The 22,502-nt window shown below is 57.8% G+C and carries 20 protein-coding genes; 8 read left to right on the top strand and 12 right to left on the bottom strand.

Going from position 1 to position 22,502, the window contains the following annotated elements; genetic code table 11:
• Positions 1-37: 37 nt before the first annotated feature.
• The 4 genes from F1C16_RS11940 to fabG all read right to left on the bottom strand — a co-directional run bounded on the left by F1C16_RS11940 (position 38) and on the right by fabG (position 4,998).
• Positions 38-1,213 (bottom strand): MFS transporter, encoded by a 1,176-nt coding sequence (locus tag F1C16_RS11940; protein ID WP_185280878.1) that lies wholly within the window; start codon positions 1,211-1,213, stop codon positions 38-40.
• Between the two features lie 160 nt (positions 1,214-1,373).
• On the bottom strand, positions 1,374-1,802 hold the full coding sequence (locus tag F1C16_RS11935; protein ID WP_185280877.1) for a winged helix-turn-helix domain-containing protein: 429 nt from the start codon (positions 1,800-1,802) through the stop codon (positions 1,374-1,376).
• Positions 1,803-1,902: 100 nt separating this feature from the next.
• On the bottom strand, positions 1,903-4,038 hold the full coding sequence (locus F1C16_RS11930) for an alpha-L-arabinofuranosidase C-terminal domain-containing protein (RefSeq protein WP_185280876.1): 2,136 nt from the start codon (positions 4,036-4,038) through the stop codon (positions 1,903-1,905).
• 210 nt (positions 4,039-4,248) lie between these two features.
• Positions 4,249-4,998 carry a 3-oxoacyl-[acyl-carrier-protein] reductase gene (fabG, locus tag F1C16_RS11925; protein ID WP_185280875.1) on the bottom strand — a complete coding sequence of 250 codons (750 nt, stop codon included), beginning with the start codon at positions 4,996-4,998 and terminating at the stop codon, positions 4,249-4,251.
• Positions 4,999-5,193: 195 nt separating this feature from the next.
• Here fabG and F1C16_RS11920 point away from each other — a divergent pair, with 195 nt between their 5' ends.
• Together F1C16_RS11920 and F1C16_RS11915 are read left to right on the top strand one after the other, a co-directional pair.
• On the top strand, positions 5,194-6,426 hold the full coding sequence (locus F1C16_RS11920; protein WP_185280874.1) for an NAD(P)/FAD-dependent oxidoreductase: 1,233 nt from the start codon (positions 5,194-5,196) through the stop codon (positions 6,424-6,426).
• 116 nt (positions 6,427-6,542) lie between these two features.
• Entirely contained in the window at positions 6,543-7,532 is a 990-nt protein-coding gene (locus F1C16_RS11915; protein ID WP_185280873.1) for a glycosyltransferase, read from the top strand.
• Between the two features lie 12 nt (positions 7,533-7,544).
• On the opposite strand, the gene F1C16_RS11910 is transcribed toward F1C16_RS11915, so the two are convergent.
• A complete protein-coding gene (locus tag F1C16_RS11910; RefSeq protein WP_185280872.1) occupies positions 7,545-8,270 on the bottom strand; it encodes a tetratricopeptide repeat protein in 726 nt (241 codons plus the stop codon).
• A 233-nt stretch (positions 8,271-8,503) separates the two neighbouring features.
• On the opposite strand from F1C16_RS11910, the gene lpdA reads away from it, so the two are divergent.
• The 4 genes from lpdA (at position 8,504) to F1C16_RS11890 (ending at position 13,790) form a co-directional block, all read left to right on the top strand.
• The gene (gene lpdA / locus F1C16_RS11905) at positions 8,504-9,898 is read left to right on the top strand and encodes a dihydrolipoyl dehydrogenase (RefSeq protein WP_185280871.1); all 1,395 of its coding nucleotides are present in this window, start codon (positions 8,504-8,506) and stop codon (positions 9,896-9,898) included.
• Between the two features lie 191 nt (positions 9,899-10,089).
• The gene (locus F1C16_RS11900) at positions 10,090-13,119 is read left to right on the top strand and encodes a PAS domain-containing protein (RefSeq protein ID WP_185280870.1); all 3,030 of its coding nucleotides are present in this window, start codon (positions 10,090-10,092) and stop codon (positions 13,117-13,119) included.
• Between the two features lie 43 nt (positions 13,120-13,162).
• Positions 13,163-13,573, top strand: a complete 411-nt coding sequence (locus F1C16_RS11895; RefSeq protein WP_185280869.1) for a response regulator — start codon at positions 13,163-13,165, stop codon at positions 13,571-13,573.
• Between the two features lie 19 nt (positions 13,574-13,592).
• The gene (locus F1C16_RS11890) at positions 13,593-13,790 is read left to right on the top strand and encodes a hypothetical protein (protein ID WP_185280868.1); all 198 of its coding nucleotides are present in this window, start codon (positions 13,593-13,595) and stop codon (positions 13,788-13,790) included.
• Between the two features lie 102 nt (positions 13,791-13,892).
• Here the strand turns inward: F1C16_RS11890 and F1C16_RS11885 are convergent, their stop codons facing one another.
• The gene (locus tag F1C16_RS11885; RefSeq protein WP_185280867.1) at positions 13,893-14,816 is read right to left on the bottom strand and encodes a DMT family transporter; all 924 of its coding nucleotides are present in this window, start codon (positions 14,814-14,816) and stop codon (positions 13,893-13,895) included.
• A gap of 37 nt (positions 14,817-14,853) precedes the next feature.
• Between F1C16_RS11885 and F1C16_RS11880 the strand changes: the two genes are divergently transcribed.
• Positions 14,854-16,182 carry a replication-associated recombination protein A gene (locus F1C16_RS11880; RefSeq protein ID WP_185280866.1) on the top strand — a complete coding sequence of 443 codons (1,329 nt, stop codon included), beginning with the start codon at positions 14,854-14,856 and terminating at the stop codon, positions 16,180-16,182.
• Between the two features lie 150 nt (positions 16,183-16,332).
• On the opposite strand, the gene F1C16_RS11875 is transcribed toward F1C16_RS11880, so the two are convergent.
• Positions 16,333-17,079, bottom strand: coding sequence for a class I SAM-dependent methyltransferase (locus F1C16_RS11875; RefSeq protein WP_308461632.1), 747 nt, complete (start codon positions 17,077-17,079; stop codon positions 16,333-16,335).
• A gap of 169 nt (positions 17,080-17,248) precedes the next feature.
• Positions 17,249-17,635 (bottom strand): Co2+/Mg2+ efflux protein ApaG, encoded by a 387-nt coding sequence (gene apaG, locus F1C16_RS11870; protein ID WP_185280864.1) that lies wholly within the window; start codon positions 17,633-17,635, stop codon positions 17,249-17,251.
• A 113-nt stretch (positions 17,636-17,748) separates the two neighbouring features.
• Here apaG and F1C16_RS11865 point away from each other — a divergent pair, with 113 nt between their 5' ends.
• Positions 17,749-18,414 (top strand): uracil-DNA glycosylase, encoded by a 666-nt coding sequence (locus F1C16_RS11865; protein ID WP_185280863.1) that lies wholly within the window; start codon positions 17,749-17,751, stop codon positions 18,412-18,414.
• Between the two features lie 162 nt (positions 18,415-18,576).
• On the opposite strand, the gene lepB is transcribed toward F1C16_RS11865, so the two are convergent.
• The 4 genes from lepB to F1C16_RS11845 all read right to left on the bottom strand — a co-directional run bounded on the left by lepB (position 18,577) and on the right by F1C16_RS11845 (position 22,480).
• The gene (gene lepB, locus F1C16_RS11860) at positions 18,577-19,794 is read right to left on the bottom strand and encodes a signal peptidase I (protein WP_185280862.1); all 1,218 of its coding nucleotides are present in this window, start codon (positions 19,792-19,794) and stop codon (positions 18,577-18,579) included.
• Positions 19,795-20,006: 212 nt separating this feature from the next.
• Positions 20,007-20,726 carry a 4-hydroxy-tetrahydrodipicolinate reductase gene (gene dapB, locus F1C16_RS11855; RefSeq protein ID WP_185280861.1) on the bottom strand — a complete coding sequence of 240 codons (720 nt, stop codon included), beginning with the start codon at positions 20,724-20,726 and terminating at the stop codon, positions 20,007-20,009.
• The gene (locus F1C16_RS11850) at positions 20,723-21,427 is read right to left on the bottom strand and encodes a DUF5683 domain-containing protein (protein WP_185280860.1); all 705 of its coding nucleotides are present in this window, start codon (positions 21,425-21,427) and stop codon (positions 20,723-20,725) included. The genes dapB and F1C16_RS11850 overlap by 4 nt, the downstream gene beginning before the upstream one ends.
• A gap of 99 nt (positions 21,428-21,526) precedes the next feature.
• Positions 21,527-22,480, bottom strand: a complete 954-nt coding sequence (locus F1C16_RS11845) for a ParB/RepB/Spo0J family partition protein (RefSeq protein ID WP_185280859.1) — start codon at positions 22,478-22,480, stop codon at positions 21,527-21,529.
• Positions 22,481-22,502: the final 22 nt, after the last annotated feature.

Genomic DNA, 22,502 nt, shown 5'->3' with positions numbered 1-22,502 from the left:
GAATTGGCCGGCTTATGCTGCGCTACAGCAGAAAACCCTACCGCACGGCCAACTCTACCTGCACATTCTTCCGCCTGCTCACCACCAGAGCCACGCAACACAGGATGCCGCCTACCACCAGCGCCGCGCCTACCCACTCGGGCGAGGTGTAGCCCAGACCGGCCGCAATGGGTAGGCCGCCCAGGTAGGCGCCTAGCGCATTGCCGGTATTGAAGCCCGACTGGCTCAGGGACGAGGCCAGCATCTCGGAGCCCTTCGCCGCCCGAATCATAAGCATCTGGATGGGGGCCGCTGTGGAAAAGGCTAGGGCGCCCGTCAGCATGGTCATCAGGATGGTCGGGAGTTGGTGGTGGGCAGCAAAGGGCGTGATGAGCAGGGCGCCCGTCATGGCGGCCAGCAGCCAGGTAGTGGCCCGCAGCGGTGAGATACGGTCGGTGAGCCAGCCGCCCAGCAGGTTGCCCAGCGACATGCCCACGCCCGCCAGCACCATCAGAAACGTGACAGCATTGGGGCTGAAGCCGGCCACCTCGGTGAACAGCGGCACAATGTAGCTGAACCACGCGAAGAAGCCCCCATTGCCCAGAATGGTAATGCCGATAATCAACCATGGTTCCAGCCGGGTGAAAGCGCGGAACTCCTGGCGTAGGTTGGTTTCCTTGGCGGGTAGGTCGGGAATCCAGCGCCGCACGCTCAGCACCGTGAGCAGGGCTACCACCACAATGAGCACGAATGGAATACGCCAGCTAAAGGTGTGGCCCAGGTACGTGCCAATCGGCACCCCGATAATATTGGCCACCGTCAGGCCCGCAAACATGATGGAAACGGCCTGCGCCTCTTTGCCCGGTGCGGCCAGGCGCCCCGATACCACCGCGCCTACCCCGAAAAACGCTCCGTGTGGCAGGCCCGAAATAAAGCGGGTCAGCAGCATCAGCTCGTAGTTGGGCACCAGCACCGACAGGGCGTTGCCGAAAGCAAATAGGCCCATGAGGAGCGCCAGAATCTGCCGGGGCGGGAGCTTGCCGGTGAGGGCCACCAGCAGCGGCGCCCCTACTACCACGCCCAGCGCGTAGGCTGAAATAAAGTGTCCGGCCGTAGGAATGGACAGGTGCATGGCCTGGGCAATATCCGGCAAAATGCCCATCATCACGAATTCGGTCATGCCAATGGCAAACCCACCCAGTGTGAGGGGAATCAGGGTACGTTTGGAAGTCATAGGGAAAGTGGGGGCGCAATAAGAAATGACGAGCGGCGCCCGGTTGAAGCTTGTACAACCCGGCTTGGATCTACTTGTTTGGAAAGGTAGGGATGCAGCCGGGCATCAACGTGTCAACGAACATGCAAGATATAGCCTCCGCACCTTGGGTAGCGGGTGGCTACTCAATCAGCTTAAACCCTACCCCCCGGATATTCAGAATATGCAACGACGCATCCTGCCGCAGATGCTTGCGCAGGCGCGACACGTACACGTCCATGGTGCGGGCAGTGAAGAAGTTGTCGTCGCCCCAGAGGCGGCGGAGGCAGGTGCGGCGGTCCACCACGCCGTTGCGATGTTGAACCAAGAGCAAAAGCAACTCGTTTTCGCGGGCGGAAAGGCGAGCCGTACAAGCGCCATCCAGCCACAGTTCCTGCCGTAGCGGTCGAAACTGGTAGCGGCCCAGCGGCACCACCTCCGGCGTGGTTGTGGTGGCCGGCGCAGTGCGGCGCAGCAGTTCGCGCACCCGCAGTAGTCGGACGGGTGGCTTCTGTATTGCAGCCTGGCACAAAGCCGGGTGCCAGTAGGGGAGTGGTACTCGCGGTTTCACATCCCGCATTTCGTGGTGTATTATGTACAGATCGAGCCGCAGTAGCCGGCGGTTACGCCCGCCACTGCGGCTCGATGCTATTCTTCTGCTTCGATAATGCCTACTGTCTCGGCTGCAATTCTAATACCGTCACCGAATACGGGTCGAGGGTACGGGTGAACCGGGGAGCTACCCGTTTGATTTTGGCCGTAGCGGGAACAATTTTTTTGGGCTCCGTGATGCTGTTCGTATCCTCTGGTTTGTTGCCTTTCAGCACCACCATGGTGGCGCTGGGCTCCAGCTTCGTAATGCCTTGCAGGTTGATGTCGATAGGCTGCTTGGTGCCCAGCGTGTTGACGAGCTTCAGATAAACGGCGCCGGTTTTATCGTCCTTGGTAGCGGCGTAGAACAGGCTGGGTACGGGCTTCGGGGTCCTACCCTCGGTGCTGTCGCGGCGAGTCATGGGGCGGGGGCGCATAGGGATGTTGGCGGCAGTGGTCGGCACAATCTGATTGCCTAAATACTCGCTGAACATCTTCTGCACATAGTAGGAAGGCGACCCGTAGCTGTTCAGCGCATCATAGCCAATGAGGTCCGAATCCCACTGCCAGGCCTTTTTGGCGGTGGCCGTGGCGGTATTCACATTTACAAACAGCGGCGCGTAGCACGACATCACCACCAGATCAGCGTTGCGCTCCATGCCGGTCATCCAAGCGGCGTCGCCCAGAGCGGCGTTTAGGTTGGTGGTGGGCACGCCCTCGCGCGTGGCCCATTCGCCTACAAAGATTTTGGGGCCGTTGCGGTCATAGGCATCGTACTGGGCGGCGTTCTGCCACATGTCCCAGGCATTGCGGTAGTAGTGCTCATCCAGCAGCTCCGGTGCTTTGCCGGTGGTCACTTTCTGACTGGGAAATTGCGCGTCAGCAATGGTAGAAATGCAGTGCAGCTGCGGATATTTCTGCTCAATGGCGGTGCGAAACTGGTTGAAACGACCGTCGTAGCTGTTGCTCCGGTCAAACCAGTCCTCGTTGCCGATTTCCACGTAGCGCAGCTTAAATGGGGCGGGGTGGCCATCGGCGGCGCGCTTGGCGCCCCAGTAGGTAGTCACGTCGCCCATCACGTACTCAATCTCATCTAGCGCATCCTCTACGTATGGTTTCAAGAGCGGCCCAGCATCCACATGGTCACCATTCAGCGAGTAGCCCGCATACACGCCCAGCAAGGGCTCGGCCTTAATTTCCTCGCACCACAGCAGGAACTCCATTAGCCCCATGCCATCGGAGGCACGGTAGCCCCAGGAGCCCCGGTGGCCGGGCCGACTTTCCAGCGGCCCCAGCGTGGTTTTCCAGGGAAACGCATCCGTTAGCAGCGGCCCTTCTAGGTAGTTGCCGCCGGGGAAGCGCAGAAACGCAGGCTTCATATCCAGCATCATCTGCGTTAGATCAGGCCGGTTGCCGTTGGGGCGGTTATTGAAGGTAGGCGGAAACAGCGACACCAGATTGAAGTAGTACAGGCCGGGGCGGTCGGTGGAAATGACGAACCGGGCATCTTTCGTGGGCTTCACGTTGGCGCCGGTGGTCAGGGCCACGTTGTACTTCTTCCAATAAATACTTTTCTCCAGGTTCACGGTGCCCGTGGCGTATACCGTTTTGCCGTCGTTGCTCTCGATGGTAACCTGCATGGGGCCAGCGGTATTGTCCTCGATAACGGGCCCGGCAGGTGGCGCGGGCTGACCAGGGCGCTGCCGCGGCGGCGGAATGCTACCCGTGCCTTTCAAGTAAAACGATGCTTGATAGGTGGTAGCAGGTTTCACGGGAATGCCCCAGTAGCCCTCATTAGCCACGCCTACCCGGCCGTCGGCCTTCTCCACGGTCAGGCGCAGGCAGGTGGTCAGGGCATCGTTGATGGCGTGGCGCCGCTCGTCGTACGGTACGTTGTCCTGGGTGGCGGCTATCAGCTTGATGCTGGCCTTGGAACCAGCCTTATCCTGCACTAGGCTCCACCCCTCGGGGGTGGTAGGGTCGTCTTTGAACGTGCGGTTGCGGATCAACTCGGCATACAGGCCGCCGTCATAAGAGTGGTTGATTTCCTCCGTCATCAAGCCATACAGCATGGGGCTTACCGCAGCGCCCGACTTCGATAAGTCCAGCGTGAGGGTAGGCTTTTGAGCCTGCGCGGGAGAGAACAGCAGTCCAGTGAGCAGCAGCGCACCAAAACTTGCTTGCACAAGTGTAGTTTGGGTAGTGGGGTTTTTCATGGGCAGGAAGTGAGTAAGACGAGAATAATGACGTCAAAAAGATGCGTATTTCCTTTTGTAGTTGCCTCATTTTCTGCGTTTATACTTCCGCGTGGATGCTTCTTGCTCAAGTGTTCACTTGCTCAGAAAACAAGTTAAAACGAAGCCAGCCCGCTTCACCAAGCGTATCTTGGCGGAGCGGGCTGGCGCTATTCAGTGCAGTAAGTAACGTTAGGTCAGCATGCCGCCATCCACTTGCAGCACTTGGCCGGTGATGTACGAAGAATCGTCCGACGCCAGGAAAGCCGTGGCTTTGGCCACATCCTCGGGTGTGCCGCCGCGGCGCAGCGGAATGGCCTTGCGCCACTCGTCTACTTGCTTTTGGTCTAAGGCGCCTGTCATTTCAGTTTCGATGAAGCCAGGCGCAATGGCGTTGCAGCGAATATTGCGCGAGCCCAGTTCCAGCGCCACCGACTTCGTGAAGCCAATAATACCGGCTTTGGAAGCCGCGTAGTTGGCCTGGCCCGCGTTGCCCTTCACGCCTACCACCGACGACATATTAATAATGCTGCCTGCCTTGGCGCGCATCATGGGTTTGGTGGCGGCTTTGGTGAGGTTGAACACCGATTTCAGGTTTACGGCCAGCACTTGGTCCCACTGCTGCTCGCTCATGCGCATGAGTAGGCCGTCCTGCGTGATGCCGGCGTTGTTCACCAGAATATCCAGCTTGCCGAACTCTGCTACCACATCGTCTACCAGCTTTTCGGCTTCGGCGAAGATGGAAGCGTCGGAGCGGAAGCCTTTCACTTTGGTGCCGAACTCGGCCAGTTCTTGTTCCAGCTGCTGGCCTTTTTCTACGCTGGAAAGGTAGGTGAAAGCCACTTGCGCGCCCTGCTGGGCAAAATATACGGCCAACGCACGGCCTATTCCTTTGGAAGCGCCCGTGATGAGGGCCACTTTTCCGTCGAGCAGTTTTGTCATTTAGTTTGAGCTGTTAGCCATTAGCTGCTAGCCGATAGCTTTTATGTTTAAGCTGCAAGCTACGAGCTTTGACGAATAGGGTGCAAAATTGAAGCTGTAAACCATCTGAACGATGCGTATAGCTTGCATCTCGTAGCTTGCGGTTTAAATGGAGAAGCTATCGACTAGCAGCTAATGGCTAACAGCTAATAAAAAATGGACATTTGCATCCTCGGCGCTGGTCCGGGCGGGGCCACGGCCGCCCTGCATCTCGCCAACGCCGGCCAGCCCTGCCTGCTACTCGACCGCGCCACCTTCCCGCGCGACAAAACCTGCGGCGACGCGCTCAGCGGCAAGGTCATCAACGAGCTGCGCCGGATTGATGCCAACCTACCCGCGCGGCTAGCCGCCTCGGCTGAGCAAGTGCCCTGTTGGGGCATCAGCTTTTTTGCGCCTAATGGTCGGCCCGTGGCGGTGCCCTTCCGGGCGCACTACAACCCCGCCGCCGAGGCCGCACCCGGCCACGTCGCCAAGCGCCTCGATTTCGATAGCCTGCTGATAGAGCAAGTGCGCCAAAGACCCGAAATTGACTTTCGGGAGGGCGTAGATGTAGCTCGCCACGAGCGCCTACCCGATGGCCGATGGGAACTCTTTGCTTCCGACGGCACACTGGTGGCTACCCCGCGGCTGCTGCTGATTGCCAACGGCGCGCAGTCGGCGCAGGCTCGGCAAATTGGCGGACACGTGCTGGAACCCGCGCATCACTCGGCGGGGCTGCGCACCTATTATGAAGGGGTGACGGGTATGCACCCGCACGGCTTCATCGAACTACACTTTCTGAAAGAATTCTTACCCGGCTACCTCTGGATTTTCCCCCTACCCAACGGCCAGGCCAACGTGGGGGTAGGGATGCGCACCGATAAAGTTTCGGCCAAGAAAATCAATCTGCGCGCCCGCCTCGACGAAATCCTGACTACCCACCCCAGCTTCAAAAACCGCTTTGCCCAGGCCCAACGGCTGGGTCCGGTGCGCGGCATGGGCCTGCCGCTGGGCTCCAAACGGCGCTCCTTGTCGGGAGCTGGCTACCTGCTGCTCGGCGATGCCGGCTCCCTCATCGACCCCTTCACGGGCGAGGGCATCAGCCACGCCATGGTGTCGGGTAGGCACGCGGCCGACTGGGCTGCCCGTGCCGTGCAGGCCCAGAACTTCACCGCCGATTTTCTGAAAGGCTACGATGCCGCTGTGTACAATCGCCTGTGGCAGGAGCTACGTTTGAGCCGTGCCATGCAGCGGCTACTGGCTTACCCCTGGCTGTTCAACTTTGTGGCCAACCGTGCCGTGCGCAACCCTACCCTAGCCCAAACCCTCACCAACATGTTCCTGGACCTGGACCTGCGCGAGCAACTCCGACGGCCCGGTTTTTATCTAAAGATGATGTTTGGCCGCTAACTTTCCGAACTGCAATTCGACCGGATTACACGTATTTTGTGCGCAGCGTGAGTAATACTCCCTATTGCTGAACGCTCCCTCCGTACTCCTGTAACAAACAACTTTAAGAGTAAACCATGAAATTTCTCCTTTCCATTCCCGGCCATACGCGCACTATCCCGATGGGGCGTTTTGTAGAAAAAGCCTTATTGGCGCTAGGACATGAAGTAGTGGTGTTCAATCATGAACGCGACAATCAGGTGGAGCGGCTGCGCGAGAAAATTCGGTTTCAAGGGTTTCTAGATTATAAAAACCGTCAACTGCTGGAGGTAGTAGAAGCTACCAAGCCTGACGTATTTTTTACCATCTACGGCAAGACTCACGACGCGGCTACGCTACGTGAGTTGAAGCGCCGGGGCCTGCTTACAATCTGCTGGTGGTTAAACGACCCCTTCGACCTGGCCCAGCAGTACCTACCCTTATCCCTCTACGACTTTTTCTTCTCCAACAGTCGGGGCACTGCGCCGGTGTACCGCCACTACCATGTTCGCGAACCTCATTTCCTGCCCGTGGGTATTGATCCGGCTATACACCATCCCATGGAGGGCACGGAGCAGCAGTATGATATTGTTTTTGCCGGAGACCACCACCCCATCCGGGAGAAAGTGGTGCTGGAGCTAATTCAACATCATCGGGTAGCTATTATTGGGCCGTGGAAGCGCAAAATTTCCAAGAACTCACCCCTTCGCCCACATTTCTTGCGGCACGGCTACTTCACGCCAACGGAAATGGCGTTGCTCTTCAACCAAGCCCGCATCGTGCTTAATCTGCACACTTGGTACCAGCGCTGGTCGTATGGTGTCAACCCGCGCCTGTTCGAAGCCAGCGGCTGCCGTGCGTTTCAACTCTGCGATACCAAAGAGGAAATCCGGGATTTATACGTGCCAGATGAAGAAATTATACTCTATAATGACGCCTCCGAGCTACCCGAGCTATGCACGCACTACCTGGCACGGCCAGAAGAACGCGCCCGGATTGCGACACAGGCCTACGCCCGCACTTTACGCGAGCATACTTACCAGCACCGTATGCAGGAGATGCTGCGAGTCTGCGGGCTGGAAGGGTAGAAACCCTAACAGTTAGCGCCGAGCGTGAGGTGCCAACGTGGCCGCTTTTTCCAAATCGGCGCGGGCTTCAGTGGGTTGATTGAGGGATGAATAGCTGGTACCGCGTGCTTCGTAGGCGGCTGCGTAGGTAGAGTCGAGGGCAATGGCCTGGGTGAAGTCGCTGATAGCGGCTTTGAAGTTGAGGGTCTGCATGCGCGTTTTGCCCCTGTTGAAGAAAGCCTCCTTGTCGTTGGGGTTGTATTTCAGCGCTTTGGAGTAATCGGAAATAGCGGCGGAATATTGTTGTAACGCGGCGTAGGCCATACCCCGGCCGCGGTAGGCATTGGCATCGTCGGACTTCAGGCGCAGGGCGGCAGTATAGTCGGGTAGAGCTTCGGCGTAGTTACCGAGCTTTGTTTGGGCCTTGGCGCGGGTCAACAGCAGGTCGAAGTTGCGCGGGTGAAGCTTCAGGCCCGCGTCGGCCGTGCGGATGGCCGTGCGGTAATCGGCGGGGGTAACGTTAAGATCTGGGGCGACCGGTACGGGAGCCGTAGCAGCGGCCGACAGGCTGGCATCGGGAGCCGTGGCAGCGGCGCCTATGGTGTCCAGGTCTGGGGTGGCAGCCTCCATGCCTACGGCCCGACGGGCAGCATCCGACTGCGTATAGGTAGGGTTTTCGGGCTCGGTGGTGCGGGCGCATTGGGTGGTGAGCAGCAGCGTGGCGCCGCAAATCAAAAAGGCTGGTATCGTTGTTCTCATGATAAGCAAAGGGCAAACAGACCGGCTACAATGGCCGGCAGGTACGGCGCTTTTGTACGGACGGGCGTGGCAACCGGCTGCGCTTCACCGAAAAAAATACCCGGTAACACTCCCGCGGGTGGCGCTACCGCGGCGGTTGGGGCGAGTGCGCCCGGCTGCCTATCTTTGTCCTGTCCGGCAGCATCGTTGCCGGGTGGTCTTTTCCTTTCTATTTTATCTAGCAACACAACAGTATGGCATTGCAATACGACCTGGTCGTTATCGGCAGCGGCCCCGGGGGCTACGTAGCCGCCATTCGGGCCTCGCAGCTCGGACTGAAAGTAGGCGTGGTAGAGCGCGAGTCGCTGGGCGGCATCTGCCTCAACTGGGGCTGTATCCCTACCAAAGCCTTGCTGAAAAGCGCCCAGGTATTTGAATACCTCAACCACGCCAGCGACTATGGTTTGAGCGCTACCGGGGTGAGCCAGGATTTTACGGCCGTGGTGAAGCGTAGCCGCGGCGTGGCCGATGGCATGAGCAAGGGCATCAACTTCCTGTTCAAAAAGAATAAAATCGAAACGATTATGGGCACCGGCAAGCTGCTGGCACCCGGTAAGATTGAGGTAACCAAAGCCGATGGCGGCAAGGAAACGGTAGAAGCCAAGAGCATCATTCTGGCTACCGGTGCCCGCTCGCGCCAACTGCCCAACCTGCCCATCGACGACAAGAAAATCATTGGCTACCGCAAAGCCATGTCGCTGGAGCAGATGCCCAAGAAGCTGGTAGTGGTAGGTTCGGGCGCCATTGGCGTCGAGTTTGCGTACTTCTACCGCACCATGGGCTCGGAGGTGACCATTGTGGAGTACCTACCCCGCATTGTGCCGGTAGAGGACGAGGAAGTGTCGAAGCAGATGGAGAAATCCTTCAAGAAAATCGGCGTCAACGTCCTCACCGAAGCCGAAGTAACCAAGGTAGACACCAGCGGACAAGGCTGCAAAGTGACGGTGAAAACCGCCAAAGGTGAGCAGCAAATTGACTGCGACGTGGTGCTCTCGGCAGTAGGCATTGCCACCAACATCGAAAACATCGGCTTAGAAGAGTTGGGTATCAAAACCGACCGCGGCCGCGTCATCGTGGACGACTACTACAAGACCAACGTGGACGGCATCTACGCCATTGGCGATATCATTCCCGGTCCGGCGCTGGCGCACGTGGCCTCGGCTGAGGGTATCATCTGCGTGGAGAAGATTGCTGGGCACCACCCCGAGCCGCTCAACTACCAGAACATTCCTGGCTGCACCTACGCCCAGCCCGAAATTGCCTCCGTAGGTCTTACCGAAGCCGAAGCCCGCAAGCGTGGCCTCGACATCAAGGTAGGCAAGTTCCCCTTCTCGGCCTCCGGCAAAGCCTCGGCAGGTGGTGTGAAAGACGGGTTTGTGAAGGTGATTTTCGATGCTAAGTACGGCGAGTGGCTGGGCGCGCACATGATTGGCGCCAACGTAACCGAGATGATTGCCGAGGTAGTGGTAGCCCGCAAGCTGGAAACCACGGGCCACGAAATCATTAAGTCGGTGCACCCGCACCCCACCATGAGCGAGGCCATTATGGAGGCTTCGGCCGCCGCTTACGACGAGGTGATTCACCTGTAAGCTGCGCCAACGCGCTTCTGCAAGCAAAAGAAAGCCCCGGTCGCCGTTGTGCGCGCCGGGGCTTTTTGATGTTTAGGTACCCTAGCCATCGTACGTGCTGGCTGGGGTAAAAGCTCCTCGTTAGCAGGTGTCCTGCCCAGAACTATAATGCTGTATCTTGGGATAGTTTTCGTTTGCTTGATAAATTTGATATGCCTGCCCCCCCGGTTTCGCTGCCTCTACCTATTGCTGAGCCGGAAGGCCTGTTAGACGTTCTGTTGAACATTTCGCTAACGGGTGTTATCCTGTTCCGCCCCCTGTTGGCGGCCGATGGCGAAACCATACGGGATCTGGCGTACGTGCGCCTCAATCGTGCCGCTCAGCAATTGCTCCAACAGCCAGAGCAGCCAACCGAAACGTTTTTAACGCTATATCCCAACGCGCAGCCCACAGGGGTATTTGCCTTCTACTGCGCGGCTTTTCGCTCGGGTAGGGTAGAGCGGCACCAGATGTTGTACCAGCACGATGGGCTTGATGGCTACTTCCAGTTGGTGGCGCAGCGCCACAGCGAGCTGCTGGTGGTCAGCTTCACAGACACCAACGAACACCCGCGCACGGCCGTGGAAGAGGCACTGCGCGTAAGCCAGGCGCACGAACAGAAAATGTATGAGTCTCTGAAAACAGAGCGCAACTTGTTGCACGCCATCTTAACCCAGTCGCCGGTGGCTATCGGCTTGTTTCAGGGCGACGACTGTACAGTGGCAGCCGCCAACGACCAACTATGCGCTATGTGGGGCTATGCGCCGGCGGAGGTGGTGGGCCGTCCGTTGCTAGAAGGCGTGCCGGAACTACGTGGCCAAGGCTTCGCGGAGCTAATTCGGCAGGTAGCCGACACGCGTACGCCCTTCGTAGGCACAGAGGTAGCAGCTGATGTATTGCAGAACGGGCAGGTTGAAACGCGTTACTTCAACTTCGTTTACCAGCCGCTGTATAACGCGGACGGCACAGTACTAGGTATCATCGACATTGTCATTGATGTCACGGAGCAGGTGTTGGCTAGGCAGAGGGTGCAGGAGTTGAATGAGGAACTGGCGTCCATTAACGAAGAGTTGCGGGCCACCAACGAGGAATACCTGAACGCCAATGCCGCGCTGGACCACACGCAACAGGCACTACAGCTGTTGAATGAAGAGCTGGAGGCCCGCGTAACCCGGCGCACGCAGGAAGCGCAGGTCGCACTGCGCGAAGCCGAGCACCAGCGCGAGCAGCTGCAAGTGCAGCAAAGTCTGCTGCAACAGATTATGGGTCAGGTGCCCGCTGCCATTGCCACGCTCAACGGACCGGAGCACCGTTATTCCTTCTTCAACGACCAGTACCGGATACTTTCCGCAGGTAGGGCCCAGATAGGACTGCCAGTGGCCCAGGTACTGCCAGAGGTGGTAGACCAAGGCTTTATCGACTTGCTAAATGGCGTATTTGCTACGGGCAAGGCCTTTACGGGCACCGAAACGGCTGTCTTGCTCCACGATCCTACCACCGGCCAGCCAGAGCAACGGTATATTGATTTTATTTACCAACCTCTTTTTGACGCGCAGCATCGCGTGCAGGGCGTGCTGGCCTTTATTCTAGACGTTACGGACCGGGTGCTGGCTCGCCAGCAGGTGGATACGCTACAGGCTGAAATGTTGGCTGCTGCCCAGCAACGGGCACGAGAGCGAGAAAATCTGTATCAGATTTTTGAGCAAACTCCAGCGGTTATTTGCGTGCTGCGCGGTTCCGAGCATCGATTTGAATACTTCAATTCAGCATACCAAAAGCTTTTCCCAGGTCGGAATATGCACGGTCGTACGATTGCCGAAACGCAACCCGAAGCCGTAGCCCAGGGTTTTGTGGAGTTGCTAGACCAAGTGTACCAAACGGGTGAAACCTTCTTTGGGCATGCCGTGCCCTTGAGCATTGAAGATCTGGAAACTCAGGAAATTCAAACGATTTATTTCAATTTCACCTATCAAGCGTACTACGAGGCCGGCCAGACTGTAGGTATTTCCGTGTTTGCGTACGATGTAACCAGCCAAGTGCTGGCTCGTCAGCAGCGTGATGCGCAACAAGCTGAATTGCAGCGTATTTTTGAACAAGCCCCAATGGCTATTGCTATTCTGCGTGGTGCGGAGCTACGGGTAGAGCTGGCCAATTCTGCGGTAGGCGACATTTGGGGCCGTTCGCCGGCAGAGGTGGTAGGCCGGCCCTATTTTGAGGCCATGCCCGAAACCGCCGGGCAGGGGTTTGAGGAAATTCTGGCCGGCGTGCTCCAAACGGGGGAGCCTTTCTTGATTACGGAAGCGCCTGTGCAATTGCCCCGCCAGCAGAATAGAGAGGCACTAACGAGTTACGTCAATTTTGTTTTTCAACCACTCTACAACGCCCAGCGGCAAACCACTGGGATAGTAGCAGTAGGGATAGAAGTAACCGAGCAGGTGCTGGCCCGCCAGCAAGTACAGGAGCTGAACAACGAGCTGCAAACGACCAACAAAACGCTGGGCCAGACCAACCAGCGGCTCGCCCGCATCAACACCGACCTGGATACGTTTGTGTACACGGCCTCACACGATTTGAAAGCCCCCATTGCCAACCTCGAAGGCCTGCTGATAGCCCTGCGCGAGCAGCTGCCTGTCGAGGCGCTGCAAGCCAACTTGGTGCCGCAGCTCCTGGAAATGATGGATGGCGCCGTTAGTCGCTTCCAGCAAACGCTGGTGCACCTCACCGATGTGTCGCAGCTTCAGCCCAATGAAGCTGGTTCCGAGCTGGTAGACCTACCGACGCTGGTAGAAGCCGTGCACCTCGACTTGCAGCCCTTGCTGGCCGCCGCCAACACCACATTCACAGCCGATGTGGATGCCTGCACTACTGTGCATTTCTCGGCCAAAAACCTGCGCAGTATTCTGTACAACCTGCTCAGCAACGCCGTAAAGTACCGCGCCTACGACCGGCCGGCCATGGTGCACCTTCGGTGCCAACGCAAAGACGAGGAGGTAGTGTTAACTGTGCGGGACAATGGCTTGGGCTTGGCCCAAGCGCAGCAAGAGCAGCTGTTCCGGATGTTTCGGCGCCTGCACTCCCACGTAGAGGGCTCGGGGGTAGGGCTCTATATGGTGAAGAAAATTGTGGAAAACGCTGGCGGTACGATTACCGTAGAGAGCCAGCCCGGCGTAGGTACTACCTTTACGGTTTACTTACCCGGCTAACGACCGGCTCACTGTGCCCTGTGGGGTGCCCTTTCTACTTTCAATGGAGAAGCTCGCCAGCGTTTTGCTCGTGGACGACGATGCAACCAATAATTTTCTGAATGAGCTGCTTTTCAAGAAGCTGGAAATAACTGACCGCCTGCTAGTGGCCGAAAGCGGTACGGAGGCCCTGCAACTGCTGCAACAGCCCGACGAATCGAACGGTCCCAACCTGATTTTGCTGGACGTGAACATGCCGGGCATGAATGGCATCGAATTTCTGGAAAATTACGTGCGGCTGCCCGACGTGCAACGTCACGCTACCGTGGTGATTATGCTCACGACTACCATGGACGCCCGCGACCTAGCCCGCCTCAACGATTTGCCCATTGCCGGGCTGGTCAGCAAGCCACTCACGCAGGAAAAGCTGGCTACCATTCTGCAACTGCATTTTCAGCGCACCCTACCCAATTAAATTCGCCTACTTCTGCGCGATGGAACAACTGCCTTCGTACCCCCGTCTGTTTTCGTTTTTTGCGGTGGGCATTGCCCTGGTTTTACTGGGCGCGCTGCTGAAGACACAGCATGCACAAGCGGCCAGCTGGCTGATACTCGCCGGGCTGTCGGTGCAGGCAGTGGCCGGGATGCTCTTGGTCTATCGGTTTGCCAAGAGCAGGCAGCCGGAGGAGTAGGCTGAATAATGACGCTACTTTTGGTAGTGCCTTTATGAAAAGCCGGGGCGTTAGTACAGCCTAGACCTTTTCAGCCTAATCATTAGTAGAATAGAGCGTTTTCTACTCCGCGGTGGGCGTGAGGGGCACGGGCGTTGCCTTGGGTTTCTTACTCACCAGGAACACACCTACAAAAATGAGGGAGGCTTGCAGGGCTTTTTCCACCGTGAAGGTGTCTTTGCCTAGGGCCACGGCAATGAGTACCGCCAGCACGGGTTGCAGGTAGAGGTACACGCCGGTGAGGGTAGGGGAGGCGTACTTCAAAGCCCAGTTGTTGAGCAGGTAGGCGACAATGGTCAGGAAAACGACCATATACAGAATCTCGGCCCAGATAACCACCGGCAAATTGGCGAAGTCGATAGCTAGGGCCTGTCGCCAGCCGAAGGGTAGGGCCGCCAATGCTCCTACCAGAAAAATGCGCGCCAGCACCGTGAAGGGGTTGTACTTGCGCATAAGCGGCATCACAATGACCAGGTACACGCCGAAAGCCGAGGCATTGCACAAGATCAGAATATTGCCCAACACCGGATTAGCGCCATGCGCCACCCCGGGCACCTCACGGCCCAGCACAATCAGCGCCGCGCCAATGCCAGCCACCAAAATGCCCACCACGCGCATCGGCCGGATTTTCTCGCCCAGCAGCACCGCCGAGGCCAGCACCACCACAATCGGCGACACGGTTTGCACCAGCGAGGCGTTGATGGGCGTGGTCAGGTTGAGGCCCCCGAAAAATAGCAACTGGTTGGCTCCAATGCCGATAATCCCGCTCAAGATAGCGCGCACGTTGTCAGCGCGGCCTGTGATGCGGTCTTTGCTCACAATGCGGCTCAGTACTCCAAAAAACAGCGCCGCGCCCAGCGTCCGCAACACCACCAACCCAAACGGCCCGGCATACACAGGCATCACGTCTTTCGATAGGCTATAGTTGGCCGCATAAATCAGCGCAACCAGAAACAGAGCGGCGTGCAGCAAAACGGGGTTTTTCATGGCCGGCAAAGGTACGCAGCCTCCGTACCTTTGCACTATGTCTACTGGTTCCCTCTTCGATTCCGAAACGCCTTCCCGCCCTACCCCCACGAGCCCCGATGCCCCCCTGCCGGAGCGCCGCCGTCCGCGCACGCTGGCCGAGTACGCCGGGCAGCAGCACCTCATCGGGCCAGAGGGCGTGCTACGGCGCTACCTCAACGCCGGCCGCCTACCCTCCCTGATTTTGTGGGGGCCGCCTGGCGTGGGTAAAACCACCCTGGCCAACCTGCTAGCCCAGGAGCTGGGTAGGCCATTTGCGGCGCTGTCGGCCATCAACGCCGGGGTGAAGGACGTGCGCGAGGTGATTGAGCGCGCCAAGCGCCAGCCGGGCACCTTGTTGTTTATTGATGAGATTCACCGCTTTAGCAAGGCGCAGCAGGATGCGCTGCTGGGTGCAGTGGAGCACGGCACCGTCACGCTGATTGGCGCTACCACCGAAAATCCATCGTTTGAGGTGATTCCGGCCTTGCTGAGCCGGGCACAAGTCTACACGCTGGAGGCGCTCGATAAAGACGTGCTCATTGGTTTAGTTGATACCGCTTTGGCTGAAGATGAGGCACTGAAACGCAAAAAGGTGCGGGTAGACGAATACAACGCCCTGCTCACCATCTCGGGCGGCGATGCGCGCAAGCTGCTCAACCTGCTCGAAATTGTGGTGCAAGCTGCCTCGCCCGCGCCCGTCACCGGCGAAATCGTCATTACTGATGCCGTGGTGCAGCAGCTGGCCCAACAGCACCTCGCGCGCTACGACAAAGGCGGCGAGATGCACTATGACGTGATTTCGGCTTTCATCAAGAGCATCCGCGGCTCCGACCCCAACGCGGCGCTCTACTACCTGGCCGTGATGTTGGAAGGTGGCGAAGACGTGAAGTTTATTGCCCGCCGCTTGCTTATCCTGGCTTCCGAAGACGTAGGAAACGCCAACCCCAACGCCCTGCTGCTGGCCCAGAGCTGCTTCCAAGCCGTCACGGTCATTGGCCTACCCGAGTCGGATATCATCCTGAGCCAGACAGTGGTATACCTCGCTACCTCGCCCAAGAGCAACGCCTCGTACAAAGCCATCCGCGAAGCACGGGCACTGGTGCGCCAGCAGGGCGTGCAACCAATTCCTATTCCGCTACGCAACGCGCCTACCAAGCTCATGAAGCAGCTCGGCTACGGCCAGGAATACCAATACGCCCACGACTACCCTGGCAATTTCGTGTACCAGGAGTTCCTACCCGAACAACTCAGCGGCACCACCTTCTATCACCCCGGCGACAACCCCGCCGAGCACAAAATTCGCGAGCGGCTCCGCCAGCAATGGGGCGAGAAGTATGGGTATTGATTGAGGTAGAGATAAACCAGTCTGTCATCCTGAGCGGAGCGAAGGACCTTCTCACGGCAGAACGACAAGCGTACCAACGACTCGTTCTACGGGCATAAGGTCCTTCGCTCCGCTCAGGATGACAGGCGCTTGCTCAACTCAACCCTCCAATCACGCCGACAACCGCCCTGCCCGCTCCAGCAACCTATCCACCGGATGGTCGAAGCGGAGCGTGAAGTGCTGTTTGGGTTGATTGGGCCGGAAAAAGATGAGGCCCACATAAAACAAATCGATGGTGAGTGATACGGCGGGGTGCTGCTGCACGGCGGCCCAGGCGCGCTCCATCTCCGCCGACCAGTGGATATCATCCAGCACAAACAGGCTGTGGTCGGTGCGGTGGGCCAGGCACTGCTCGAAGTAGCGCAGGGTAGGCTCGTAGCGGTGGTTGCCGTCGAAAAAGGCGAAGTCGAGGGGGGCCTGCAGGTGTTGGAGGGTGGGGGTGAGGGTCGCATCGAGGTTGCCCGATACCAGCTCCACGTTGTGCAGGTGCAAGGCCGCGAAGGTTTCGCGGGCCACGCGGGAGGTTTCGGGGCAGCCCTCAAACGTGATAACGCGGGCACGCGAATCGGCCGCGGCCAGGTAGGCGGTAGTCAGCCCCAGCGACGTGCCCAGTTCCAGCACTGTGCGCGGCTGCTGCCAGTTCGCCAACCGAAATAGCAACTGCGCCAGCGCGGGCGGCTTGGCAGCCGTGCGGGCCACATCGCGCAAGCGGCGCTGCTGGCCCGCACCCGTATGCGAGCCAGCCCCAAAATCCGTGACCGTGATACGGTCTTCGCTGTCGCGCAAGAACTGCCGTCTTTCTTCTATCGGGGCAAATGCCTGGTAGGTACCCGTATGCTGAATGACATCGTTATACAACCCAAAAACAAACGGGGAATGCAGCCCATGTGCATTCCCCGAGCGGGCCAAAAACCGTAAGTAACTAAGTGCTTGGTGAAGCAAAAGAAATTGTGAGTTGCTTAGTTGTGGGGAGGTAGTTGTTAGGAAACAGTGAATACCTAACAACTATCGCCTCAAGACTAAAAAGTTAATTCAGCCGGAACGGCACGATGAGGGTGAATTCAGGAATTTCGACAGTGAACTCGCGGCCGTCGGCGAGGCGCTCCATCTGGTAGGTGCCGCGCATCTTGCCCAGACCCGTTTTCAGGTTGCAGCCCGATACGTACTGGTGAGCCTCACCAGGCTCCAGCACGGGTTGCTGGCCTACCACGCCGTCGCCTTCCACTTCGCGCACTACGCCATTGGCGTCGTAGATGTGCCAATGGCGGCGCAACAACTTCACCGTGTACTCGCTGTTGTTCCGAATATCGATTTTATAGGCAAACACGTAGTGCTCCTGGCCGGGGCTTGAGTAATCGGGTAGGTAGTTGGTCGTAACACTCACCGTTACTCCCTGCGTAGTGGTAGTATTCATGGCTGCTGCTGTGCTGTGTAGAATAGGACTAACGCTAGTCTGCGGAATTTGGTTTATCTACGCAGTTGGCATCATCTAGGGCTTACCCACTTCGCAAAATAAACTATTTCCGTATGAATGTAAAGATAGATGAGAGTTGGCGCAAGGTGTTGCACGAAGAATTCGAGAAACCGTACTTCCAGCACCTGACCACCTTTTTGCGTGGCGAGTACGCCACCACGGCCGTTTACCCGCCTGGCCCGCAGATTTTTCATGCGTTTCAGGCCTGCCCGTTCGATCAGCTGAAGGTCGTGATTCTGGGCCAAGACCCTTACCACGGCAAAGGTCAGGCGCACGGCCTGTCGTTTTCGGTGGCGCACGGGGTACGCACGCCCCCTTCGCTGCAAAATATTTTCAAGGAGCTGTATGACGATATTCCCGGTACCGCTCCCGCCCCCGATGGCAACCTCGACCGCTGGGCCGAGCAAGGCGTGCTGCTCTTAAACGCTACCCTAACCGTGCGAGCCAGCACACCCGGCTCTCACCAAAAAAAGGGCTGGGAGCAGTTCACGGATGCCGTTATCCAAAAAATATCAGAGCAAAAGGAACACGTTGTATTCATCCTCTGGGGCGCCTACGCCCAGAAAAAAGGCGAAATCATCGACGCGAAGAAGCACTTGGTGCTAAAGGCCGCGCATCCTTCGCCCTACGCCGCCGACCGCGGCTTTTTCGGCTCGCGCCCGTTCAGCAAAACCAACGCCTACCTAGAACAGCACGGCGAGCAGCCGATTATCTGGTAGCTTATCTGAACCACGGATTCGCTCGGATATTAAGGATTAAACGGATTTCGTAATTGATTCAAACCAAAAGAGCTTGCCGTTTGGCAAGCTCTTTTGGTTTTACGGCCTTATGAAAATCATCCACGAAATCCTCAATATTCGAGCGAATCCGTGGTTCAGACATTAATCCTTAATCAGGTTGAAAAGACGGCTCCAGCGGATTTTATGGAAGAAATCAGCATAAGGGTCCACCGACATCCAGATGAGCACGGCCTTGCCCACAATGTGGTCTTCGGGCACGAAACCCCAGAAGCGTGAGTCTTCAGAGTTGTGGCGGTTGTCGCCCATCATGAAGTAATAGTTCTGCTTGATGGTGTAGCTGGTGAGCGGTTTACCGTTTTGGTAAATCATGCCGTTCTGCCACGTGATGCCCTCGTTGTGCTCGTAGCGGGCCACTATTTTGTAGTAGATACCGGCGTTTTCGGGCGTCAGGGTAACGGTCTGGCCTGCCTTTGGGACGGGTAGGGGACCGTAGTTGTCCACGTTCCAGGGGCGCTCGGTGGCGCTGGTCATGGTCAGGGAAGGGTAGTCGACGCGGTTGGGGAACAAAGTCGGGTTGGCCACACCGGGCGCGGCTTTGGTTGGCACCAGGTTCTTCACGTAGGGCTGCTGGCGGAAGTAACTGACGGCCGCGTTGGTCATGTGCAGGTTCTGGTACACGTAGTTGCCGCCTGGCGTTTGGGCACTGGGGTAGGGCAGGCCGTTGCCACCCGCCATGCCGCTGCCATCAATTTGGTAATCAAGTACGCTCTGCTCTTGGAAAAACTTGTCGCGTACGGGCGCGGTGGTTTCCAAGTCGTAGGTGCTTTGCGACTCCACGGGCGTCTGAATGGGCTTCCCGTTGATGTACACCTGCGTATCCTTGATTTCAAGCACGTCGCCGGGCGTGCCGATGCAGCGCTTGATGTAGTTGGTGCGCAAATCGGCCGGAAACTGGCTTTCAAACGGCACATTAAACACCACCACGTCGTTGCGCTTCACCTCCGAAAAGCCGGGTAGGCGGTACGATGGCAGCTGAATGGCATCGGAATAGCTCGGCAGGCTCGTGCCCCAGATAGTCTGGTGCGTGAGCGGCACCTGCAAGGGCGTTTGCGGCGTGCGCGGGCCGTAGTGCAGCTTACTCACAAACAGATAGTCGCCTACCAGCAGGGAGTGCTCCATGGAAGGGGTAGGGATGGTATAGGCCTCAAACGTGGCCCAGCGAATAAGTGTGGCGGCCACCACGGCAAACAAAATCGCGTCGCCCCACTCCCGCCACACGCTCTTGGCTTTTTTGTGTTGGGTCGGTTTCGGTTTGGCTTGTTGCGCCTTGAGGCGGTCTTCCCAGGATTGTACGGCCATGATACGAAAGGCGGAGATGCAGAATAACGCCGGAGTAACGTCCGGCTCACTACCCAAAGAACGGGTAAATTTTGATTACTAGGCTAGTACCGTCATCTTGACCAGCGGGAGAAATCTTGCGTGCCACGCTAATCCAATGGTCAGGGATTACCGGAGCACGCGAGATTTCTCCCGCTGGTCGAAATGACGGCCTTTTCCGAATAGGCTGGCTCTTACAACCCCAACAAATCTTTCATTCCAAACACGCCCTTACGGCCAGGAAGCCACTCCGCCGCCAGCAGGGCACCTTGCACAAACCCGTCGCGGGTGTGGGCTTCGTGTTTCAACTCAATGGTATCGGCGGTGGAGTGATACGTGACGATGTGCGTGCCCACTACCGCGCCCGTGCGCTCCGACAGTACCGCCAACTCATTCGCCGCATCGGTGGCTTCGTTACGCCAGGTGGTTTTGGCCGGAAAGTGACGTAGAATACCCTCGGCGGCCGTAAGGGCCGTACCGCTGGGCTGGTCTACCTTCTGGGTGTGATGAATCTCGCGCACCTGCACGTCGTAGCCGCCAAACTGGTGCATTTTGGCAGCGATGTACTCATTGAAGTGGAAGAATAAGTTTACTCCCACGCTGTAGTTGGAAGCATAGAACAGCGGCGTGCCGGTTTCCTGACTCAGCGCCTGTGCCTCCTGGAAATGATGTAGCCAGCCCGTAGAGCCGCACACCACCGGAATGCCCTGCTGCAAGCACGCCCGCACGTTGCCAAAAGCCGCGTCGGGGTGGGTGAATTCGATAGCAACATCGGCGGTTTCGGGGGTGAAATCAGTGATTTGCACGCCTGGATGGGTAGGGTCTACAATGCCGGCAATCTGGTGGCCGCGGGCCGTGGCTTGGGCCGCAATGGCCTGGCCCATTTTGCCGTAGCCAATAAGAAGCAACTTCATTTTCGAGGAAAAGAGCGGGTAGAGGTAAGCGAAAAAGTAAGCGATACGCCCGGCGCCGCAGCTACCATTGGTGTGCGCAGCATAGCGGGTTCCACATTCAGACTGAGGTCGTCGCTGATATCAAAGTCTTTGAGGTGGGCGTCTACTAGAGCATCAAGCACGGTGAGGCCGTAGGCAACAGCTGAGTAGGCAATAAATTGGTCGCGGTAGCGACGGAAGCGAATAATGCTCCGCTCCGTGCCAAATGGCGTTCTGCCATTCACCAGTTCAGGGTCACGAGATCCGGGAGACTCTGCGAATTGTGCATCAGTAAGACGCGTAGTACCGGTTATATTCCTTTTTAGAAAAAAATTCTTTTGCTCAACGTAGCGGTGAAATTGCGTCTGGGAATAGACTTCCATCGCCACTACCCCCCCAATGAGCCCTACCGCCAAAGGCACCTTCCAGTACTTCTTGTTATAAAACTGTCCGCCGCCTGGAATGATAGCCCATACTGCTGCCTTGGTCGGGCGCGTCACGCGACGGCCAAATAGCATTTCTGTTTTGCGGAGTGAGTCGGCAACGGTTTCCTGGCGGGGTTCTGCTACCTGCGACGAGTCCGGCCCGGCCGTAACGGCTATTTGCGCTTGGGCTTGATGAGCAGTGACGAGGAACGTCAGCAATAATAAGGATAGCGACCAGTAACGAAACAAGGTAGACATAGAGAGGGTAAAAAAAGAATGCCGCCACACGTTGGGGCGCTGTATAGCGCCTCAACGATATCCGGCTGGCCGGTAGTATGTTGGCCTATTAACTCTACTCTACGCCGGTTGCAGAATGTGCAGAATACGCTGCATGTCCTCCACCGAATCAAAGGCAATCTTGATTTCGCCCCGGCCTTGTGGGCCTGGCTTCACCTGCACGCGGCTGCCGAAACGGTCGGAGAGGTGGCGCTCAGTGCGACGCAGCTCGGCTACGGGTACCTGTGGCTCGGTAGGCTCCGAGGTAGCAGCATCGGCTTTGGCGGGCGGCGTGAGGCCGTTGCGCACCAACTGCTCCACCTTGCGTACTGATAGCTCCTCATCCACGATGCGGTGAAACAACGCCAACTGCTGCTCTACGCTGTCGATGTTGACCAGCGCGCGTGCGTGGCCCATCGAAATCACGTTGTCGCGCAGACCGATTTGAATATCGGGTGGCAGTTTCAGCAGGCGCAGGTAGTTCGTGACAGTCGAGCGGTTTTTGCCTACCCGGTCGCCCAGTTCTTCTTGTTTCAGGTTGCACTCGCTCACCAAGCGCTGGTAGCTGAGGGCAATTTCGATGGCGTTGAGGTTCTCGCGCTGGATGTTCTCAATGAGCGCCATTTCCAGCATCTGCTGGTCGTCGGCCTTGCGGATGTAGGCCGGAATAGTCTCCAGACCCGCCAGCCGCGAAGCTTGCAAACGCCGCTCCCCCGAAATCAGCTGGTAGGAGTTGGTGCCCATCTGGCGCACCGTTACGGGCTGGATGATGCCCTGAATCTTGATCGATTCGGCCAGTTCCTGCAACGCAGTCTGGTCGAAGTGCGTGCGGGGCTGGTAGGGGTTGGCCTCAATGTGACCCACCGGAATCAACCCCACGGAATTGACGGGGTGGGGCACCAGGCCCGTGGAGCCTACCCGGTCGCTTTTCTTTTCGTAGCTACCCTCAATCAGCGCGTTCAGGCCACGGCCCAGGCCGCCTACTTTGCGCTTGGGGAGCGACGGAATATTTTTCTCTTCGTTTTTCTCTGACATACCTGCGAGCGGCTGTTATTCA

Origin of the sequence: Hymenobacter sp. NBH84 (assembly GCF_014217645.1) — a bacterium.
In the GTDB taxonomy this organism is placed as follows: Bacteria; Bacteroidota; Bacteroidia; order Cytophagales; family Hymenobacteraceae; genus Hymenobacter; species Hymenobacter profundi.
The sequence above is the reverse complement of the archived record's forward strand: the minus strand, read 5'-3'. Positions and strand labels throughout refer to the sequence as shown.

Bases quoted from the DNA above. Each gene is read 5' to 3' on its own strand.
- F1C16_RS11940 (WP_185280878.1), bottom strand. From the start codon at position 1,213: ATGACTTCCAAACGTACCCTGATTCCCCTCACACTGGGTGGGTTTGCC.
- F1C16_RS11930 (WP_185280876.1), bottom strand. From the start codon at position 4,038: ATGAAAAACCCCACTACCCAAACTACACTTGTGCAAGCAAGTTTTGGT.
- fabG (WP_185280875.1), bottom strand. From the start codon at position 4,998: ATGACAAAACTGCTCGACGGAAAAGTGGCCCTCATCACGGGCGCTTCC.
- F1C16_RS11920 (WP_185280874.1), top strand. From the start codon at position 5,194: ATGGACATTTGCATCCTCGGCGCTGGTCCGGGCGGGGCCACGGCCGCC.
- F1C16_RS11915 (WP_185280873.1), top strand. From the start codon at position 6,543: ATGAAATTTCTCCTTTCCATTCCCGGCCATACGCGCACTATCCCGATG.
- F1C16_RS11910 (WP_185280872.1), bottom strand. From the start codon at position 8,270: ATGAGAACAACGATACCAGCCTTTTTGATTTGCGGCGCCACGCTGCTG.
- lpdA (WP_185280871.1), top strand. From the start codon at position 8,504: ATGGCATTGCAATACGACCTGGTCGTTATCGGCAGCGGCCCCGGGGGC.
- F1C16_RS11900 (WP_185280870.1), top strand. From the start codon at position 10,090: ATGCCTGCCCCCCCGGTTTCGCTGCCTCTACCTATTGCTGAGCCGGAA.
- F1C16_RS11895 (WP_185280869.1), top strand. From the start codon at position 13,163: ATGGAGAAGCTCGCCAGCGTTTTGCTCGTGGACGACGATGCAACCAAT.
- F1C16_RS11890 (WP_185280868.1), top strand. From the start codon at position 13,593: ATGGAACAACTGCCTTCGTACCCCCGTCTGTTTTCGTTTTTTGCGGTG.
- F1C16_RS11885 (WP_185280867.1), bottom strand. From the start codon at position 14,816: ATGAAAAACCCCGTTTTGCTGCACGCCGCTCTGTTTCTGGTTGCGCTG.
- F1C16_RS11880 (WP_185280866.1), top strand. From the start codon at position 14,854: ATGTCTACTGGTTCCCTCTTCGATTCCGAAACGCCTTCCCGCCCTACC.
- apaG (WP_185280864.1), bottom strand. From the start codon at position 17,635: ATGAATACTACCACTACGCAGGGAGTAACGGTGAGTGTTACGACCAAC.
- F1C16_RS11865 (WP_185280863.1), top strand. From the start codon at position 17,749: ATGAATGTAAAGATAGATGAGAGTTGGCGCAAGGTGTTGCACGAAGAA.
- lepB (WP_185280862.1), bottom strand. From the start codon at position 19,794: ATGGCCGTACAATCCTGGGAAGACCGCCTCAAGGCGCAACAAGCCAAA.
- dapB (WP_185280861.1), bottom strand. From the start codon at position 20,726: ATGAAGTTGCTTCTTATTGGCTACGGCAAAATGGGCCAGGCCATTGCG.
- F1C16_RS11850 (WP_185280860.1), bottom strand. From the start codon at position 21,427: ATGTCTACCTTGTTTCGTTACTGGTCGCTATCCTTATTATTGCTGACG.
- F1C16_RS11845 (WP_185280859.1), bottom strand. From the start codon at position 22,480: ATGTCAGAGAAAAACGAAGAGAAAAATATTCCGTCGCTCCCCAAGCGC.